The following is a 17,420-nucleotide window of genomic DNA, read 5'->3' as shown; positions in this document are numbered from 1 at the left end:
GCCAACGCCTCCATCCCGACGCCCCAGCCGGTGCTGCCCCGCCCCATGTTCGGCGCGTCCCCGGTCACGGCCGCCGCCACCTCGCTGCACTTCGTCGCGCCCCCGGCCCTGGACGCGGGCCTCGCCGACCGTCTCGCCGTACGCCGCCGCCTGGCCCCCGTCCAGGACGTACGGTCGCGCGGCAAGTCCGCGATGCCGCTCAACGACGCCCTGCCCAGGATCGAGGTGGCGCCCGACACGTTCGAGGTCCGCGTCGACGGGGAGCTCATCGAGCCCGCCCCGGCCACCCGCCTGCCGATGGCCCAGCGCTACTTCCTGTTCTGATGCACCCCGCCCTGCTCCTCCTCACCGACTCCCGTCTCCCCGCCGGCGGCCACGCCCACTCGGGCGGCGCCGAGCAGGCCATCGCCTCGGGGGCGGTGCACGACATGCCCTCGCTGGCGCGCTTCCTGCGCGGCCGCCTCCACACGGCGGGCGCGCTCGCAGCCGCCCTCGCCGCCACCGCCTGCGTGCAGGCCGTCCGTACGCCGCCCGCCACCGCCCCAACGGACCGGCTCCCGGCCGGCAGCGACGCGGACCCGTGGGTGGTGCTCGACAGGGAGGTGGACGCCAGGACCGCCTCGCCCGCCCAGCGCGACGCCTCTAGGACCCAGGGCAGGCTGCTGGTCAGGGTCGCCCGGCGTGTGTGGCCGTCGCCGGTGCTGGACGAGCTGGCGCGGGCCGTACCGCATCCGCATCATCCCGTGGCGCTCGGGGTCGCGGCGCACGCGGCGGGGACGACGCCGCAGGACGCGGCGCTGGCGGCGGCGTACCACGCGGTCAGCGGCCCGGCCACGGCAGCGGTCCGCCTGCTCGGGCTGGACCCGGTCGCCGTGCACGGCCTGCTGGCGAACCTCACACCCGAGCTGTCCGCCGTGTCCGCCGCCGCCTGCCCGCCCGGCACGTCCGAGCGGCCCGGCAGCGCGGGGGCCGGCTGGGCGGCGTTGCCCGCGTACTCGTCGCCGGGCCTTGACCTGCTGGCCGAGCGGCATGCCCGGGCCGGTATCCGGTTGTTCGTCTCCTAGTACTCCAGTGACACTTCGCGATCTTGAGGCGTTGGGGTCACATGGCGACGGCCACCGCGTGATCATTCAGAGTTTGTGAGGACTACAAAAGATCGTGCGGTGGCCGCGAGCCACAGCGTAGACCCTGATGGCTGGATGGTCATCTTCAACGAGCTGATGGCCCGGATCGCCTCTCGGTTCGGCCGGGTCGAACCGCGTCACGCTGCTGGGGCTTACGTGCGCGGGCTGTTGGCCGACATCGACCGCAAGAACTGCTGGAACTTGGCCGAACATGCCGCGCTGATCGGCCCGCAGAGGCTGCAGCGGCTGCTGCGCACCGCCCGCTGGGACGCCGACGCCGTACGCGATGACGTGCGTGCTTTCGCCGTCGACCGGCTCGGCCCCGGCGGTGTGCTGATCGTGGATGAGACAGGGTTCGTCAAGAAAGGCGTTCGCTCGGCCGGGGTGCAGCGGCAATACAGCGGGACAGCGGGCCGGATCGAGAATTGCCAGGTCGGGGTGTTTCTGGCCTATGCCACCCCGGCCGGGCGGGCGCTGCTAGACCGAAGGCTCTACCTGCCCGAACACACCTGGCTGGCCGACCCCGGCCGCTGCCAGGCCGCCGGTGTCCCGGACGAGAGCGCCTTCGCCACCAAGCCCGCCCTGGCCACGGCGATGCTTGTGGCCGCGCTGGAGGCCGGCGTGCAGGCGGCCTGGGCGACAGGTGATGAGGTCTACGGCCAGGACCCGCGTCTTCGTGCCGCACTGGAAGCGCGCCGGACGGGCTATGTGCTGGCCATCGCCGGTAACCGGCGCGTCGAACTGCAAGGCGTTGTTCTGAGCGCGGCTGAGGTCGCGGCGCGGGTGGCCGATCGGCACTGGCACCGCTATCGCGCAGGTCAGGGAGCCAAGGGACCGCGCTGGTATGCCTGGGCCTGGGCCCGCATCGACGAAGGCCAGGCCGACGGTTACCGGTGGCTGCTGATCCGACGCAACCTGACCACCGGTGAACTGGCGTTCTACCGCTGCTACGCCCCCGACCGGCAGCCGCTCATGGCCCTGGTCAAGATCGCGGGTATCCGGTGGGCGGTGGAGGAGTCCTTCCAAGCCGCCAAGGGACAGGTCGGCCTGGACCACTACCAAGTACGCGGCTGGACGCCCTGGCACCGGCACATCACTCTGGCCATGCTCGCCCTGGCCCTGCTGGCCGCCATCGCTGCCGTCCAGCCACCCACCACCGACGACCGCATCCCGCTCACCATGCCCGAGATCCGCCGGCTCCTGGCCTCACTCGTCCTGACCCGGCGCCCCTCAACCACGCACGTTCTGCGCTGGTCAGACTGGCGCCGCCGCCACCAAGCAACAGCCCGACACTGCCACTACCAGCGCAGATCCATACCATGATCGCAAAGTGTCACTGGAGTACTAGGAAGGACCTCGACGATGAGCTCACACCATGACGATCACCATGACGATCACCATCACGCTCCCGACGGCAGGGGCAGGGCGCTGCGGCTCGGGGTGGGCGGCCCCGTCGGCAGCGGCAAGACGGCCCTGGTCGCCGCGCTGTGCCGGACGCTCGGCGCGTCGTTGTCGCTGGGCGTCGTGACCAACGACATCTACACCACCGAGGACGCCGACTTCCTGCGCGGGGCCGGCGTACTCGACGAGGAACGCATCCTGGCCGTGGAGACCGGCTGCTGCCCCCACACCGCCATCCGCGACGACATCGCCGCGAACCTCGACGCCGTGGAGACCCTGGAACACCGGTTCGGCCCGCTGGACGTGGTGATCGTCGAGAGCGGCGGCGACAACCTGACGGCGACGTTCAGCCGAGGGCTGGCCGACCGGCAGATCTTCGTCCTGGACGTGTCGGGCGGCGACAAGGTGCCGCGCAAGGGCGGACCCGGCGTCACGGCGGCGGACCTGCTGGTGGTCAACAAGACCGACCTGGCTTCGATGGTGGGGGCGGACCTGGGCGTGATGGCGCGCGACGCGGCGGCCGTACGCGGTGAGCGGCCTGTCCTGTTCACCTCGATCAGGCAGGACCCAGAGGCCGGCGACGTGGCCGGATGGGTCGCGGAGCAGGTGCGCGCCTGGTCGCACGCCCACCCGGCGGCCCTCTCCTGATGCGCGGCGGCACGACGCGCGACCCGGATCCCGCGCACCCGAACCCCGCGCACACGGACACCGGACACACGGGCACCCGACACGCGGGCACCCGACACGCGGGCTCGGGACGTCGGGGCATGCGGGCGCGGGCCGCCGTGGCGACCGCACGGGCGCCGGACGGCACGACCGTCGTGCGACGGCTGGCCTCGGCGCCGCCGCTGACGTTGCGCCAGACCGGCCCGTACACCGTGCACCTCGTCTCCACCGCGGCAGGCCCGCTCGGCGGCGACCGGCTCGCCCTGGACCTGGACGTCGCCCCGCGCACCACGCTGGAGCTGGGCTCGGTCGCAAGCACCTTGGTCCTGCCCGGCGAAGGCGCGTCGGAGCTGCTGGTCACCGCGCGGGTGGGCGCGGGCGCCGAACTGCGCTTCACTCCGGAGCCGACGGTGCTCGCCGCCGGGTGCGAGCACCGCCTGCTGGTCCGGCTGACGCTGGAGCCGGACGCGAGCGTGTTGTGGCGGGAGGAGATCGTCTTCGGCCGGTACGGTGAGCCTCCGGGCCGCTGCCACGCCCGCTTCGACGCCACGTGCGACGGCCTGCCGCTGCTCCGCCAGGAGTTCACCGTGGGCGACCCGGCGGTCGACACCTCCCCCGTCGTCTACGGCTCGGCCCGCTGCGTCGGCAACGCGTTCCTGACGGCGTCCGCGGAGGAAACGACCGTGGCCGACGGGGTCGCGGTGCTGCCGCTGGCGGTGTCCGGCACGCTGGTGTCCGCCTTGGCCGCCGACGCGGTCCAGCTGCGGTCGCGACTGGAGTGGGGCGAACGAACGGCTCTCGGACCGGCGACCACCCGGGGCGGCGGGGACAGCCGTGGCAGCGGGACGGTGATGGAAGCGTTGCGTGAGGTAACGGGTTCCGCGGTTGGCGGTGGTGGCGCGAGCGGGTGCGGCTTACCCTGATCGTGTGGCCGATTTTCCGCAGCCCACGCACACCAGGCCGCGCGCCCGCCGCGGCGTTCCGCTGGGCGTCGTGATCGCGGGCGCCCTGCTGATGTCCTGCGCGGTCCTGCCATGGGCCGGGGTGGAGGCGCGCAGCGAGCTCATCGGGGGTGCGGTGGCCGGCGACGTGCGCGGCGTCGACGCCGCGTCCGGCGTCTACACCTTGGTGGCGGGGCTGGCGGCGCTGGCGTGCGGGTTCGCCGGCGTGCTCGGCCGGCCCCGGCTGGCCGCGCTGGCCGCCGTTCCGGGAGTCGCGGCGGTGCTGCTGCTGGTGTCCTTCATGACCGGCGACCGTGGTCTTCGCGATCGGGTCTCCGTCGATCTCGGTGACCTGCTGTCGATCGAGCCTGTGATCAGGTTCGGCTGGTTCGCGGCGCTGGCGTCGGCCGTCCTGGTGATCCTGCTGGCCGTCGCGGCCCTGGTCCGCCGCGGCTGACGGCTCCGGTCAGCGGTCTGGAGGATGTCGTACGAGCCGTCAGCCGGGACACGGCAGTGCAGGTGCGTGGTGTGCCGGTCAGCGTTCCCTCCTCCGGCGTCCATGTGGATGTACTCCCCCGCCACTCGCCGACGTGCCAGTCGAGCAGCGGCAGCCCCGGGACTCCTGCGCGCATGGTTCCTCCAGGTCACAGGTGATACGGCGGGTGGTTGGCGGTCCGTTGGGCGGCGAGCTTGGCGTGACGGTGATCGAGTACGAAACAGTGTTCCGCAAAAGGGAACACGTTCGCGCTCCGGAGGGCACGTGACCGAGAACGGCCGAGAGCCGCTGATCGAGGGGATCACCGCCGCAGTCGTCGGGGGCACGGAGTTCGGCCCGCATCTCGACCTCTTCCGCGACGAGCTGGGCTACGACGTCGTGGGCGAGGGCGAGGGCGAGGGCGTGGTGAGTGCGCAGGTCGCGGGCCCGCTGCGGGGGGCGGCCCGTCCGATGTGCAGGTGCTCTTCCCCTCGGAGACCGCCAGGTCGGCGCGGATCTCCCCGTGGTGGGGAAGGACAACGGTGCCGCCCTTGACGAGCAGGTCGTATCGACGGCATACAGGACGGCCGGCCACGGGGCGCCGGCCGTCACCTCCTTTCAGGGGCGGTCCAGCCCATCCGGGCGGACAGGCGTGCGGTTGACTCGAGCAGCATCTCGGCGCAGTAGGCCGCTTCCTCGCCGAAGCGCTCGGCCGGGCCGCTGACGCTGACGACGGCCAGCGGCCTGCCGTGGTGGTCGAAGACGGGGGCGGCGACGGAGGCCGCGCCCGACATGCGCTCCGAGAACGACTGGGCGTAACCCGCCCCGCGGATCGCCGCGAGCTCTCTGCGGAGCTTGGCCTTGTCCACGATGGTGTTGCCGGTCAGCGGCTCGAGCGGGCCGCTGGACAGATAGTCCTCGATCTCCTCGTCCGTCAGGAACGCCAGAAAGGCCTTCGACGATCCGCCGGCGTGCAGCGGGTACGCGACGCCCAGGCTGACGCTCATGATGACCTCACGGGCCGGGGTCACCTGGTCGACGTAGATGCGGTGGCGCCCGGTGCGGATGGACAGCGTGGCGGTCTCGTCGGTGCGCCGCGACAACGTGACGAGCTCGGGCTCGGCGATGCGGCGCACGTCGATGCGGTCAAGGTAGGCCAGGCCCAGACGCATCGCGCCGACCCCCAGCGAGTAGCGCCGGGTCGCCGGGTCGAGATCGATGAGCCCGCGCACGCGAAGCGAGGCGAGGATACGGTGCACCGCGGCCTTGGACATGCCGAGCGCCTCGGCGATCTCGGTCACCCCGAGCGTGTTCGAAGGCGTCTCGGCGAAGTGCATCAGCACGTCGGTGGCGCGCTCCACCGTGGCGATGGCCTGCCCGGTGCTCCCACGCGCGGGGGCCTCGCCGCTCGCGGCGCCTGAGCTCTTCGTCGGCATCGTTCCTCCTGCGGAAACGGTCGGGGTCGGCTCACCTATCTTTGGCGCCGGAACGAGACGCGCGTAGAAGGTCAGCAACAGTTCGGGTGTCGAGGGAACTCCCGCCAGGCGTCCTGGCCCCGTCGTCGGAGGCCGCCCAGTTCTCCAGCGCGTAGACGTCACCGACGACGCTGTGGTACCTCCAGGTATGTTCTCGCAGACGGAGGGTTGTTCCGCTCACAGTAACGCTGTTTCAATACATGATGAAGTCCTGGCCGGGACGCACCCAGCCACCTGAGGAGGCCGATTCGTGGAGGCAGAGCAGATCGTCCCGGGGAATCGATCCGCCACCGGCGAGGGCACCGGAGCTCCGCCCGGCACCATCCGGTGGACCGGCCGGGCCCGCGGCGCCGGCAACGACGACGTGTGGGGCGGGATCGGCGGCAGCGCCGGCGACCGGGCCGCCCTGCGGGACAAGGAAATCGTGTGATGACAGGGACGACGCTCTGGGAGCAGCTCGACGGCGCCGAGGTCGTGGACCTCGCCCAGCCCATGCGGACGGGCATGCCCCAGTCGCCGAACCATCCGAGGTTCCGGATGGTCATCGAGCGCCGCCACGGTGACATGGTGCGCGAGGACGGCGGATCGGCCGCCAACGAGCTGATCGTGACCGGCGGCCACGTGGGCACCCACGTCGACGCGCTCGGCCACGTCTCCCACGACGGCCGCGCGTACGGCGGGGTCGAGGTCGCGGGCATCCAGTCCCACCAGGGGCTGTCCCGGCTGGGCATCGAGACCTTCCCCCCGTACGTCGGGCGCGGCGTGCTGCTCGACGTGACCGCCGTGCACGGCGTGGACGTGCTGCCGCCCGGATACGAGGTGACCAGGGACGACCTGCGGGCGGCGCTGGACAGGACGGGCGTGGCGATCCGGCCCGGCGACGCGGTGCTGATCGGCACCGGCTGGTCGCTGGAATGGGACCGTCCGTCCCGGTTCACCGGCGAGGAGGGCGGCGTGCCCGGGCCCGGCGCCGACGCGGCCCGCTGGCTGGTCGAGCAGGGCGTCTCGGCGGCCGGGGGCGAGACGATCGCGTTCGAGCACATCGCGGCCGGTCGCGGCCACGCCACGCTGCCGGTGCACCGCATCCTGCTGGTGGAGGCCGGGGTGAACATCGTGGAGACCATGCGGCTGACCCGGCTGCGAGAGCTCGGCGCGGCCGAGTTCCTGCTGGTGATCAACCCGCTGCACGTCGTCGGCGCCACAGGCGCCCCCGTACGGCCGCTGGCGGTGATCGCGTCATGACCGGTCAGGCCGGGACGACCATCGTCTCCGCTCTCGCCGAGTTCGCCGCGGACGCCCGCACCGGGCTGCCCGAGCCCGTCATGGACGACGTGACGGGCCGCGTGCTCGACACGTTCGGCAACGGCCTGGCCGCCCTGGAGCTCACCGGCCACGACGAGCCGCACGAGGCGGTGCGGCGGCTCGCCGGCCGGTGGGGCGGAGCCGGCGAGTCATCCGTGCTCGGCCACCCGCTCGCGCTGCCCGCGCCGTCGGCCGCCCTGGTCAACGGCACGCTCGCGCACGCGCTCGACTTCGACGACACGCACCTGCCCTCGGTGCTGCACCCGTCCGCCTCCGTCGTGCCCGCCGCGCTGGCGGTCGCGGAGTCGGCCCGCGTCCCCGGGGCGGCGCTGTGCCAGGCCATCGCCGTGGGCAACGAGATCACCAACCGGCTCGGCATGGCCTCCTACCTGCCCGTGCTGCGCAACTCGCTGTTCTTCGAGAAGGGCTGGCACGCCACGTCCATCTGCGGCACAGTCGGCTCCGCCGCCGCGGCGGCCCTGCTCATGGACCTCGACGCCGGCGGCATCGCGGCGGCCATGGGCATCGCCGCGAGCATGGGAGCCGGGGTCATCGAGGCCAACCGCACCGGCGGCACCGTCAAGCGCGTCCACTGCGGCTGGGCGGCCCACGCGGGCGTCGTCGCCGCCATGATGGCCGCTGAGGGGGTGACCGGGCCGCCGACGGTCTTCGAGGGGCGTTTCGGCTTCTTCCAGGCGTTCCTGGACGGGCGCTACGACGGGGCCGCGATCACCGACGGGCTCGGCGATCGGTGGGAACTGCTGCGTACGGTCTACAAGCCGTACCCTTCCAACCATTTCACCCACCCCGGCATCGACGCCGCGCTCGCGCTGCGGGCGCAGGGGCTGCGGGCCGAGGACGTGGCGGAGGCCGAGCTGGGCGTGGCGTCCGCGCCGCTGCGCACGATCGGCGAGCCGTACGAGGAGAAGGCGCGGCCGCGGACTCCGTACCATGCCAAGTTCTCGGGGCCGTACACCGTGGCCAGCGCGCTGGTCGGCGGGGGCGGGCTCGGGCTGCACCTCGACGACTTCACCGAGGCCGCCTTCCGCGACGAGAAGCGGCTCGCCCTGGCCGCGCGGGTGCGGGTGGTGGCCGACGAGATGTGCACGGAGGAGTTCCCGCTGGCGTTCTCGGCCGTGCTGCGCGTCCGTACCAAGGACGGGCGGCGGCTGGAGCATCGCGTGCACAGCTCGCGAGGCGGGCCCGAACATCCGCTGAGCATCGACGAGCTGGAGGAGAAGTACCGGCTGAACGCCTCGCGCGTGCTCCCGCAGGAGGCCATCGCGGCGCTCGCCCGTCAGGTCCGCGGGCTGGCGGACCGCGACGACGTCACCGGCCTGCTCCGGCCGGCCCTCGTCGCCACCCGCCCGCACTGCCCCGCGCAGGGCTGACCGGCACCGCCCCGAACCGCCCGCCGGGGCCACTCTGCAGCGGACCGGTGGGACGGTCCGCGCGTCACGGGGCGGGCCACCAGCGGCGAGGACCGGGCCCTTGAGGTCGGGCGGGCGGGTGGCGCGCGGCCGACCTCAGGAGACGTAGAGCACATAAACCCCGTGCGCGACCGAGGAGAGCCCGGCGGCGGAGGCGAGCCCTTCCGTTGGCGAGCGGCTCGCCCGGTCGCAGCAGCCCCCGGCACGCTGACCAGCCGGAGCCGGCGCGGGCTCAGTCGTAGAAGCCGAGGCGGCGCAGCTGTTTCGGGTCGCGCTGCCAGTCCTTGGCCACGCTGATGCGCAGGTCGAGGAAGACGCGGGTGCCGAGCAGCCCCTCGATCTGCTTGCGGGCCTTCGTGCCGACATCGCGCAGCCGCTCGCCCTTGTGCCCGATGACGATCGCCTTCTGGGACGGCCGCTCCACGAACAGGTGCGCGTAGATGTCGAGCAGGTCGTCGCGCCCCTCCCTGGGCATCATCTCGTCCACGACGACGGCGATCGAGTGGGGCAGCTCGTCGCGCACGCCCTCCAGCGCCGCCTCCCTGATCAGCTCGCCGACGAGGATCTGCTCGGGCTCGTCGGTGAGCCGGCCGTCCTCGTAGAGCGGCGGCGACTCGGGCATGTGCCCGATCAGCACGTCGGCCAGCACGTCGAGCTGCTCACCCGACTGCGCCGACACGGGCACGATGTCCGCGAACTCCCCCACCTGCGACACCGCCAGCAACTGCTCGGCGATCTGCTCCTTGGTCGCCAGGTCGCACTTGGTCACGACCGCGATGACCGGGGTCTTCTTCACCGCCGCCAGTTTGTCGGCGATGAACCGGTCGCCCTTGCCGATCGGCTCGTTGGCCGGCACGCAGAAGCCGATCGCGTCGACCTCGGTCAGCGTGGACAACACCAGGCTGTCGAGCCGCTCGCCGAGCAGCGTGCGCGGGCGGTGCAGCCCCGGCGTGTCGACGATGACGAGCTGGGCGTCGGGTCGGTGCACGATGCCCCTGATGACGCGCCTGGTGGTCTGCGGCTTGGACGAGGTGATGGCCACCTTGCTGCCGACCAGGGCGTTCATCAGGGTGGACTTGCCGACGTTCGGCCTTCCCACGAAGCAGGCGAATCCGGCGCGATGGATGTCTGGCGAAGTCACATTGTGCATTCTGGCCTATCGGCGGACGTGTTCACGCCACCAGGCGAACGCCTCCGGCGCCACGAGCGGGGTCCACGGGGTCGTCTTGAGCGTGGCGAGCTCCTCTTCCGACACCCAGCGGTAGTCGTTGATCTCCACGCGGTCGGGTTCGGGCCGTCCGGCGACGACGGCGCAGGCGTACGCCGCGATGACGTAGCCGACCTGGTGGCCGTTGGGGTAGACGGTGCGGAACTCGGGGCCGCCGTAGACGCCGATCAGGCCTCGCGCCTCGGTCTCGAGGCCGAGCTCCTCTCGCAGCTCCCTGACCACGGCTTCCGCCGGCCGCTCGTCGGGGTCGATGCCGCCGCCCGGCGCCGCCCAGAGTTTTCCGTCGCCGTGCAGGGCCACCAGGAGCCTGCCCGCGTCGTCGAACACGAAGCCCGCGGCCGACGGCAGCATCAGCAGGTCGGTGCCGACCTTCTCCCGCAGTCGCGCCAGAAAGGGCGACATCGGCATGTCAGCCTCGCACCGTGCCGTCGGGGCCGGCCACGAGCAGCGCCTTGACGCCCAGCTCCGAAGCCACGGCCTCGTCGGCGGCGCTCGGCCCGCCCTCGCTCACCAGCGCGGCGGCCTCCAGCGACTGGGCCCCGCTGGAGATCGCCATGGCCACGGCCACCTGCACCGCCGACAACGTCAGCGCCTCCAGCGCCACGTTCGCCGCCGCGTACGTGCGGCCGGTCTCGTCACGCACGGCCGCCCCTTCCGCGGAGCCGTTACGGGCCCTGGCGGACCTGGCCAGCGTGATGATCTTGCTGTCTTCCGGGTCGAGAGTCACGCCAACAGGCTAACGACTTCTCCGAGCGGCGGGCACGGCGGCGTCAGCGGTCCTCCGCCATGGTGATGGCCGCGTCGACCATCGCCCACGTACGGCCGGCGTCCACGTCATCCAGGCCGGTGTGCACCACCGACACGAGCGTGTCGCCGGCCCGCGACAACACCACGTCCATCGCGTACGGGTAGCCGTTCAGCCGGCCCGTCAGCCGCGCACCCACGGCCTCGTCCCCCGCATCCTCGATGGTCAGTTCGTGCGAGCGGAGGTCGGTGCCGGAAGGGGAGCTGACCCGCCGGCACGACTCCAGCGCGTCGGCCAGTTCGTCGAGGTGGTCGGCGGCCCCGCCGCCGGTGTACCTGGCGAGCGCGACCCCGGCCTGCTCTCCCAGGTTGTCGCCGGTGTAGCTGACGGCCACCTGGGCGGTCAGCGCCTGGCGCGGGGCCCGCCCCTCGGCGGGGCGGAGCATCGTACGGCAGTTCTTGCCCGCCTTGTCGAACGGGATCCGCCACGCCTCCCCCGGCCTGGGCGTGAACCCGTCGGGCAGCCGGGGCTCCTCGCTGAGCACCTCGCGCAACTGGGCCATGGCCCCCGGATCAAGACGGCTTCCCGCCGTCCCGCCGCCGCATCCGGCCAGGACGCAGGCCAGCAGCCCGCAGCCGATGATCCCTGGTTCGCGCCTCATGATTCCCCCTCGACGCAGCCTCCCCAACCGACGAAAGCGGCAATCCACCAAAGTCCCCACCAACACGCAAAAAGGGTGTTCTCATCCGGTTTTCCTGGACGAGAACACCCTTGCGCCGACCGGCGTCCCGACCCCCTAGCAGGCCGTGACGCCGTCGCCCCCCGGAGCGCCAGTATGCCGCGAACCCCATCCGGCTCCTGGCGCTCCCTGACACCCACCGCACTGGATGTCTTGGTGAGAAGACTGCCGTGCCGGGCTTGCAGACCACTTGTAGAACGCTTGCGGCATCCATCCGTATACGTCCCGCTCGCGGGTCATTCCTGCTCGGCGGCGGCGGGAACGGCTTCGTCCTCCGGAGGCGCCACCCGGCGCACCACCACGGTGCTGATGCGGTTGCGGCGCCCCGCGAGGCTCTCGGCGGTCAGCGAGAGACCCGCCACCTGAGCGTGCGAGCCGGCGATCGGCACCCGCCCGAGCGCGTGCGCCAGCAGGCCGCCCACGGTCTCCACGTCGTCGACCTCGATCTCCGTGTCGAACAGCTCGCCGAGCTCGTCGACCGGCATGCGCGCGGTCACCCGCATGCCGCCGTCGGGCATCGGCTCGACGCGCGGCGCTTCCTGGTCGTATTCATCGGTGATCTCGCCGACGATCTCCTCCAGGACGTCCTCGATCGTGACCAGGCCCGCCGTGCCCCCGTATTCGTCGATGACGATGGCGATGTGGATCTGCCTGGCCTGCATCTCCCGCATGAGCTGGTCGATGGGCTTGCTCTCGGGCACGTACGCGGCCGGACGCATGATCGACTCGACGGTGTCGCCGCCGTTCCCGCCCGACTCGTGGATCTTGCGGGCGATGTCCTTCAGATAGGCGATGCCGACGACGTCGTCCTCGTTCTCCCCCACGACCGGGATGCGGGAGAAGCCGCTGCGCAGCGCCAGCGACAGCGCCTGGCTGATCGTCTTGCCGCGCTCGATGTAGACCATGTCGGTGCGCGGCACCATGACCTCACGCACCAGCGTGTCGCCCAGCTCGAACACCGAGTGGATCATCTCGCGCTCGTCGGGCTCGATCACCCTGCGCTCCTCGGCCAGGTCGACCAGGTCACGCAGCTCGGCCTCCGAGGTGAACGGGCCGTCACGGAACCCCTTGCCGGGGGTCAGCGCGTTGCCGAGCAGGATGAGCAGCTTGGGCAGGGGGCCGAAGATACGGGTCAGGCCGTACACGATCGGAGCGCTGGCCAGCGCGACCGGCTCCGCGTGCTGGCGGCCCAGCGTACGCGGCATCACCCCGACCACCACGTAGCTGATCACGATCATCACGACGGCGGCCCAGACGTAGGCCCAGCCCTGGTCGTGCATGAGGTCGATGAACAGCAGGGTGGCGATGACCGTCGCGACCAGCTCACAGCTCAGCCTGAGCAGCAGCAGCAGATTGAGGTAGCGCGGCGGGTCGTTGACGATGGCCTGCATCCGCGCCGCCCCCCGACGGCTCTCGCGCGCGTACTCCTCGGCGCGCACCCTGGAGATGCGCGTCAGTGCCGTTTCCGCACTGGCGATCAGGCCACCGATGATCACGAGTGCGATGGCCAGCAGCAACCAGGCGTTCACCGCGAGTTGCGCACCTCCTGCCACGACTCGAGGAGCCGGGCCTGCAAGCCGAACATCTCCTTGTGCTCCTCGGGCTCGGCGTGGTCGTAGCCGAGCAGGTGGAGGATGCCGTGCGTGCACAGCAGTTCCAGCTCGTCGGCCGTGCCGTGGCCCGCCTCCGCCGCCTGCCTGGCGGCGACGTGCGGGCAGAGCACGACGTCGCCCAGGAGCGCCGGATCGGCGGCGCCGTCGGACTCGCCGCGCGCGCCGCCGCCGGGACGCAGCTCGTCCATCGGGAAGGCCAGCACGTCGGTCGGGCCCGGCTCACCCATCCACTTCTCGTGCAGCTGCGTCATGGCGTCTTCGTCGACCATCACGATGGACAGCTCGGCGAGCGGGTTGATGCCCATCTCGCCGAGCACGTGAGCGGCCAGGGCGGCGAGCGACTCCTCGTCGACCCCGACGCCGGACTCGTTGTTCAGCTCAATGCTCACGGTCGCTCACCCGCCGCTTCCCCCGCTGCTGGACGGGCTTGAGCTCCTGGGCCGCCCGGGTGGCGTCGTAGCGCCCGTAGGCGTCGACGATGTCGCTGACCAGCTTGTGGCGTACGACGTCGGAGCTGCTCAGCCGGGAGAAGTGGATGTCGGGGATGCCGTCGAGGATCTCCTGGACCACCTTCAGCCCGCTCACCGTGCCCGCGGGCAGGTCAACCTGCGTCACGTCGCCCGTCACCACGATCTTGGAGTTGAACCCGAGCCGGGTCAGGAACATCTTCATCTGCTCGGCCGAGGAGTTCTGGGCCTCGTCGAGGATGATGAACGCGTCATTGAGGGTGTTGTGCGTCAGCAGGAAGTCCTCGGTGACATAGAGCGAATCTTCTGCCGCCACCTGGATGCACACGCATTCCGCCGTGCCGCGCGGCTCGATGCGGTCCACGTAGCGCATGGGGCGGCCGCCACCATGCGCCTTGTAGGTGTCCGCCTTCCGTGACAGCCGGAAGGGCTCGATGCCCTGCGGAAGCCGGATGTCCAGAACGTAAGCATCATGGCGATGACGGACCTGTCTGCCCTTCGCCGGCCCTGGCTTCAGCTCGCTCAACGGACGGGCGCGCCAGTAGGCCGCACCTCCGAGGGACTGGACGAGGGAGACCACGTCGTCACGTAGCCGTGGCGAGATGGTGGAGAACTGAATCCGGCATGTGCGGCCCTGCTGGGTGACAGAGCCTCCGTCTGCGTCCAGCAGACCCTGCAGAACCGCGATCCTGATCTCTGGAGTGTTACGGAGATAGACCTCAGGCACGAACTTCGTGTACGACCCGCAGCCCAGCAGATTCAGTTCACGCATGGCGTGGGTGATCGGGTTGGCGATCGTCATGCTGTCCCCAAGCTGCCTCACCCGGTTGAGCGCATAGTCTGGCGTTCCCCGCCACCTCGCCCGCACTCCAGGCAGGCAACGCTCCGGTCCTGCAACGGGTTCCGCGTCGTTCGTCGAGAAAGCGGGGGTCGTAGACCCGGTGACACGCCCGTCTCCCAGAAGCAACCCGAGTGCGTACGGGTCCAGGGGAACGTCGCGCTCAGGGAACTGGACCGGCGCACTGAGCATCGGCAACTCCCACTTGCGGTGGTGCGCTGTCCGTAGGTCGCCGATCATCTCCTTCGTTTTCAGCACCCGCCACGGCTTTCCTCGGTTGGCGTCATCACGGGTGCGGACAGTCCAGAGGTGGTCCTCGGAGGCGAGCACCGAAGCCCCGTCCTGGCTGTAAAGGCGGTAGACCTTCTGCTCCCCCTGCGGGTAGACGCCCAGCACGGGGGTCGGCTCACCATTCGAACCGATGACCAGGTCGCCGACCTCCAGCTCTCCGATGGAGCGGAACCCATCCGGAGTCAGCACTCCCGTGCCGACCGGTTGAGATCTTCCGCGCATATAAGCGAGCGGCGCGACCTCGATCGTGCCCGCGGCCATCAGCTTGGGGATCGAGTCGGGGTCGACCATGTCGTGCAGCGCGTCGTAGAGCGGCCGCAGGTAGGGGTCGATCTTCTCGTAGAGGGTGCCGGGCAGGAAGCCGAGCCGCTCGCCCGCCTCGACCGCGGGCCGGGTCAGGATGATCCGGTTGACCCGCTTCTCCTGCAGCGCCCGCACGGCCTTGGCCATCGCGAGGTAGGTCTTGCCGGTGCCCGCGGGGCCGATGCCGAAGACGACCGTGTGCTTGTCGATCGCGTCGACGTAGCGCTTCTGGTTGACCGTCTTCGGCCTGATCGTGCGTCCGCGGGAGGAGAGGATGTCGAGGGAGAGCACCTCGGCGGGGCGGTCGGAGGTCATGCGGAGCATGGCGATGCTGCGCTCGACCGCGTCGGGCGTGAGCTCGCCGCCGCTGCGCAGCACCTCGACGAGCTCCTCGAAGAGCCGCACCACGGTGCCGCTCTCGTCGGGAGAGCCCGTGACGGTGATCTCGTTGCCGCGTACGTGGATGTCGGCCTTGAAGGCGCCCTCGATGACGCGGAGCAACTCGTCACGGGAGCCGAGGAGGCTGACCATCGGGTATTCGTCCGGAATCAGCACCTTGGCTTGTGTGCGCGAGGGAGGTGCCGTGCGTCGGGATTCGTGTAGTTCGGACATGGGCAGGCCAGCGGCCTGATGCCTCCCGGTCTCTTTCGGTGTCTTCTGAGCCCATCGTATCCGGGACGACGCCGATTGCTCGCGTCAATATCGCCGGGTTGGGCCTCAGAGGTCCCGGCTATCCCGGTGGCCACGTCAGCGCGCGCCCGCCCAGCACGTGGGCGTGCACGTGGAAGACGGTCTGCCCGGCCCCGGCCCCGGTGTTGAACACCACCCGGTAGCCGTCCTCGGACACCCCCTCCATGACGGCCACGGCGTGGGCCGCCTTGAGCACCTCGTCGGCCAGCCCGTCGTCGGCGTCGGCCAGCGCCGCCGCGTCGGAATAGTGCCCCTTCGGGATGACCAGCACGTGGGTGGGGGCCTGCGGGTTGATGTCGCGGAACGCCAGTGTCCTGCCGGTCTCGTAGACGATCTCGGCCGGCATCTCCTTGGCCACGATTTTGCAGAAGAGGCAGTCGTTCACACCGGTAGCCTATCGAGAGCCCGCCGTCAGGGAGTCCGTTGCGAATCGGTAATCAGCTGTGTCGTGCGTAGGAAGATCCACACGGTTAGGGTGAGTGTGCGACACTTCAGCAAAAAAGAACACGATTCAGGGTCGGGCGAGCGCCACCTGGCGAGGAACACGACTGGGTAATGCACCCTAAGGAACCGGGGAAACCTCAAGAACCGGAAGAGCGTAAACCCTCTGGGAAGGCCGCGCGTCCCACTGATGTGACCACCGAAACCCTTCTGGCCGACAGGTCGATGGGGGCGGTGCAGGTCGGGTGGGATGCCGACATGGCCGTTACCGCGCTCTACAGCGCGCACTTCCGGTCGTTGGTGCGTCTGGCCGTGTTGCTGGTGCGCGACATGGCAACCGCTGAGGAAGTCGTGCAGGATGCGTTCGTCGCCATCCATGGTGCATGGCGTAGGCTGCGTGACCCCGACAAAGCACTCGCCTACCTGCGTCAATCCGTCGTCAACCGGTCCCGTTCCGTGCTGCGTCACCGAGCGGTCGTCGAGAAGTACGCTCCCAAGGGCCTGCCTGACGCCCCGAGCGCCGAGAACGGCGCGATCGGCGAGCTGGAACGCTCCGCCGTCATCGAGGCATTACGAGCCCTGCCGACCCGACAGAGAGAGGCACTGGTCCTACGCTATTACGGTGATCTGTCCGAAGCTGAGATCGCCCACGCCATGGGCATCAGCAAGGGGGCGGTCAAGAGCCACACCGCTCGTGGCATGGCCGCGTTGCGATCCGTTCTGGAGAAAATGTCATGACCCAGCCCCCCGACGAGTACGGCGACGCGCTGCGTCGTGCGCTCCGTGCGGAGGCGGACGCGGTCGTGCCCTCGCCGGAAGGACTGGAGATCATCCGTGCCCGCATCGAGCGGCGCGGCGTTCGAAACCTGTTCTGGTGGCGTGCGGGGGCGGCCGCCGCCAGTGCCCTCCTCGTGGCGGGCACGATCGTGATGACGGTGCCCGGGCTGCGCTCCCAGATCACCGAGGAGAGCCCCGTCCAGCCCGCCGGTGTCGAATCCTCCGAGGTCCCGTCCAACTCCTCGACGACCCGCTCGCACGAGCCTCCCTCGCCGAAGAAACCCGACCCCTCGCGTTCCGAGGTCATTTTCGTCCCGTCCGAGTCGAAGACCCCGACGCCGCGGACCTCCAAGAAGGCCGACTCCACCAGGGCTCCGTCGCCGTCGTCCAGCCCCACGCCCACCACATGCCCGTCGACGACCGCCGAACCCGCCGAGCCGGCCGAGACGGCGGCCGACTGCCCCACACGCACCC

The 17,420-nt window shown here is 70.8% G+C and carries 17 protein-coding genes and 5 pseudogenes; 11 read left to right on the top strand and 11 right to left on the bottom strand.

The window, feature by feature from the left end:
* The 6 genes and pseudogenes from ureC to E1267_RS35150 form a co-directional block, all read left to right on the top strand.
* Positions 1-324 (top strand): annotated as a pseudogene (gene ureC, locus E1267_RS35175) (urease subunit alpha); the annotation flags it as partial.
* Positions 324-1,064: an urease accessory protein UreF gene (locus E1267_RS35170; RefSeq protein ID WP_132339172.1), complete on the top strand. Its 741-nt coding sequence runs from the start codon at positions 324-326 to the stop codon at positions 1,062-1,064. The pseudogene ureC and the gene E1267_RS35170, both read left to right, overlap by 1 nt.
* Positions 1,065-1,220: 156 nt before the next feature.
* Positions 1,221-2,447 carry an IS701 family transposase gene (locus E1267_RS35165; RefSeq protein WP_132339178.1) on the top strand — a complete coding sequence of 409 codons (1,227 nt, stop codon included), beginning with the start codon at positions 1,221-1,223 and terminating at the stop codon, positions 2,445-2,447.
* Between the two features lie 39 nt (positions 2,448-2,486).
* The gene (ureG, locus tag E1267_RS35160) at positions 2,487-3,173 is read left to right on the top strand and encodes an urease accessory protein UreG (RefSeq protein ID WP_132339170.1); all 687 of its coding nucleotides are present in this window, start codon (positions 2,487-2,489) and stop codon (positions 3,171-3,173) included.
* A 119-nt stretch (positions 3,174-3,292) separates the two neighbouring features.
* Positions 3,293-4,114 carry an urease accessory protein UreD gene (locus E1267_RS35155; RefSeq protein WP_132339168.1) on the top strand — a complete coding sequence of 274 codons (822 nt, stop codon included), beginning with the start codon at positions 3,293-3,295 and terminating at the stop codon, positions 4,112-4,114.
* A 4-nt stretch (positions 4,115-4,118) separates the two neighbouring features.
* Entirely contained in the window at positions 4,119-4,589 is a 471-nt protein-coding gene (locus E1267_RS35150) for a hypothetical protein (protein WP_132339166.1), read from the top strand.
* A gap of 626 nt (positions 4,590-5,215) precedes the next feature.
* On the opposite strand, the gene E1267_RS35140 is transcribed toward E1267_RS35150, so the two are convergent.
* Entirely contained in the window at positions 5,216-6,043 is an 828-nt protein-coding gene (locus E1267_RS35140; protein ID WP_132339162.1) for an IclR family transcriptional regulator, read from the bottom strand.
* 289 nt (positions 6,044-6,332) lie between these two features.
* Here E1267_RS35140 and E1267_RS35135 point away from each other — a divergent pair, with 289 nt between their 5' ends.
* From E1267_RS35135 to E1267_RS35125, 3 genes are read left to right on the top strand one after another with little or no spacing between them, the layout of a single operon-like run.
* Positions 6,333-6,512 carry a hypothetical protein gene (locus E1267_RS35135; RefSeq protein WP_132339160.1) on the top strand — a complete coding sequence of 60 codons (180 nt, stop codon included), beginning with the start codon at positions 6,333-6,335 and terminating at the stop codon, positions 6,510-6,512.
* Positions 6,512-7,324 carry a cyclase family protein gene (locus tag E1267_RS35130; RefSeq protein WP_132339158.1) on the top strand — a complete coding sequence of 271 codons (813 nt, stop codon included), beginning with the start codon at positions 6,512-6,514 and terminating at the stop codon, positions 7,322-7,324. The genes E1267_RS35135 and E1267_RS35130 overlap by 1 nt, the downstream gene beginning before the upstream one ends.
* A complete protein-coding gene (locus E1267_RS35125; protein WP_132339156.1) occupies positions 7,321-8,775 on the top strand; it encodes an MmgE/PrpD family protein in 1,455 nt (484 codons plus the stop codon). Before E1267_RS35130 ends, E1267_RS35125 begins: the two co-directional genes overlap by 4 nt.
* Positions 8,776-9,046: 271 nt before the next feature.
* On the opposite strand, the gene era is transcribed toward E1267_RS35125, so the two are convergent.
* The 10 genes and pseudogenes from era to E1267_RS35085 all read right to left on the bottom strand — a co-directional run bounded on the left by era (position 9,047) and on the right by E1267_RS35085 (position 16,113).
* A complete protein-coding gene (era, locus tag E1267_RS35120) occupies positions 9,047-9,955 on the bottom strand; it encodes a GTPase Era (protein ID WP_246064451.1) in 909 nt (302 codons plus the stop codon).
* 15 nt (positions 9,956-9,970) lie between these two features.
* Positions 9,971-10,444: an NUDIX domain-containing protein gene (locus E1267_RS35115; RefSeq protein ID WP_165959974.1), complete on the bottom strand. Its 474-nt coding sequence runs from the start codon at positions 10,442-10,444 to the stop codon at positions 9,971-9,973.
* A 7-nt stretch (positions 10,445-10,451) separates the two neighbouring features.
* Complete coding sequence (locus E1267_RS35110) at positions 10,452-10,769, bottom strand: cytidine/deoxycytidylate deaminase family protein (protein ID WP_132339150.1); 318 nt, start codon at positions 10,767-10,769, stop codon at positions 10,452-10,454.
* A 43-nt stretch (positions 10,770-10,812) separates the two neighbouring features.
* Complete coding sequence (locus E1267_RS35105; protein ID WP_132339148.1) at positions 10,813-11,448, bottom strand: hypothetical protein; 636 nt, start codon at positions 11,446-11,448, stop codon at positions 10,813-10,815.
* Positions 11,449-11,762: 314 nt separating this feature from the next.
* Positions 11,763-13,055, bottom strand: a complete 1,293-nt coding sequence (locus E1267_RS35100) for a hemolysin family protein (RefSeq protein WP_132339146.1) — start codon at positions 13,053-13,055, stop codon at positions 11,763-11,765.
* Positions 13,052-13,528, bottom strand: coding sequence for an rRNA maturation RNase YbeY (gene ybeY, locus E1267_RS35095; protein ID WP_132339144.1), 477 nt, complete (start codon positions 13,526-13,528; stop codon positions 13,052-13,054). Before ybeY ends, E1267_RS35100 begins: the two co-directional genes overlap by 4 nt.
* Positions 13,518-13,868, bottom strand: a pseudogene (locus tag E1267_RS46865) (PhoH family protein); the annotation flags it as partial. The pseudogene E1267_RS46865 and the gene ybeY, both read right to left, overlap by 11 nt.
* Positions 13,869-14,147: 279 nt before the next feature.
* Positions 14,148-14,378: pseudogene (locus E1267_RS46860) on the bottom strand (LAGLIDADG family homing endonuclease); the annotation flags it as partial.
* Between the two features lie 564 nt (positions 14,379-14,942).
* Positions 14,943-15,569: pseudogene (locus E1267_RS46855) on the bottom strand (PhoH family protein); the annotation flags it as partial.
* A gap of 199 nt (positions 15,570-15,768) precedes the next feature.
* On the bottom strand, positions 15,769-16,113 hold the full coding sequence (locus E1267_RS35085; protein WP_132339142.1) for a histidine triad nucleotide-binding protein: 345 nt from the start codon (positions 16,111-16,113) through the stop codon (positions 15,769-15,771).
* Between the two features lie 281 nt (positions 16,114-16,394).
* Here E1267_RS35085 and E1267_RS35080 point away from each other — a divergent pair, with 281 nt between their 5' ends.
* Both E1267_RS35080 and E1267_RS35075 read left to right on the top strand, forming a co-directional pair.
* Positions 16,395-16,907, top strand: coding sequence for a SigE family RNA polymerase sigma factor (locus tag E1267_RS35080; protein ID WP_132339174.1), 513 nt, complete (start codon positions 16,395-16,397; stop codon positions 16,905-16,907).
* Positions 16,904-17,420, top strand: a pseudogene (locus E1267_RS35075) (hypothetical protein); the annotation flags it as partial. The gene E1267_RS35080 and the pseudogene E1267_RS35075, both read left to right, overlap by 4 nt.

Source organism: Nonomuraea longispora, assembly GCF_004348345.1.
Taxonomy (GTDB): Bacteria; Actinomycetota; Actinomycetes; order Streptosporangiales; family Streptosporangiaceae; genus Nonomuraea; species Nonomuraea longispora.
Note: the sequence above shows the minus strand (reverse complement) of the source record. Positions and strands in the feature narration are given on the sequence as shown.

Bases quoted from the DNA above. Each gene is read 5' to 3' on its own strand.
- E1267_RS35125 (WP_132339156.1), top strand. From the start codon at position 7,321: ATGACCGGTCAGGCCGGGACGACCATCGTCTCCGCTCTCGCCGAGTTC.
- E1267_RS35140 (WP_132339162.1), bottom strand. From the start codon at position 6,043: ATGCCGACGAAGAGCTCAGGCGCCGCGAGCGGCGAGGCCCCCGCGCGT.
- E1267_RS35115 (WP_165959974.1), bottom strand. From the start codon at position 10,444: ATGTCGCCCTTTCTGGCGCGACTGCGGGAGAAGGTCGGCACCGACCTG.
- E1267_RS35080 (WP_132339174.1), top strand. From the start codon at position 16,395: ATGGGGGCGGTGCAGGTCGGGTGGGATGCCGACATGGCCGTTACCGCG.
- E1267_RS35155 (WP_132339168.1), top strand. From the start codon at position 3,293: ATGCGGGCGCGGGCCGCCGTGGCGACCGCACGGGCGCCGGACGGCACG.
- E1267_RS35165 (WP_132339178.1), top strand. From the start codon at position 1,221: ATGGCCCGGATCGCCTCTCGGTTCGGCCGGGTCGAACCGCGTCACGCT.
- ureG (WP_132339170.1), top strand. From the start codon at position 2,487: ATGAGCTCACACCATGACGATCACCATGACGATCACCATCACGCTCCC.
- E1267_RS35170 (WP_132339172.1), top strand. From the start codon at position 324: ATGCACCCCGCCCTGCTCCTCCTCACCGACTCCCGTCTCCCCGCCGGC.
- E1267_RS35130 (WP_132339158.1), top strand. From the start codon at position 6,512: ATGACAGGGACGACGCTCTGGGAGCAGCTCGACGGCGCCGAGGTCGTG.
- E1267_RS35105 (WP_132339148.1), bottom strand. From the start codon at position 11,448: ATGAGGCGCGAACCAGGGATCATCGGCTGCGGGCTGCTGGCCTGCGTC.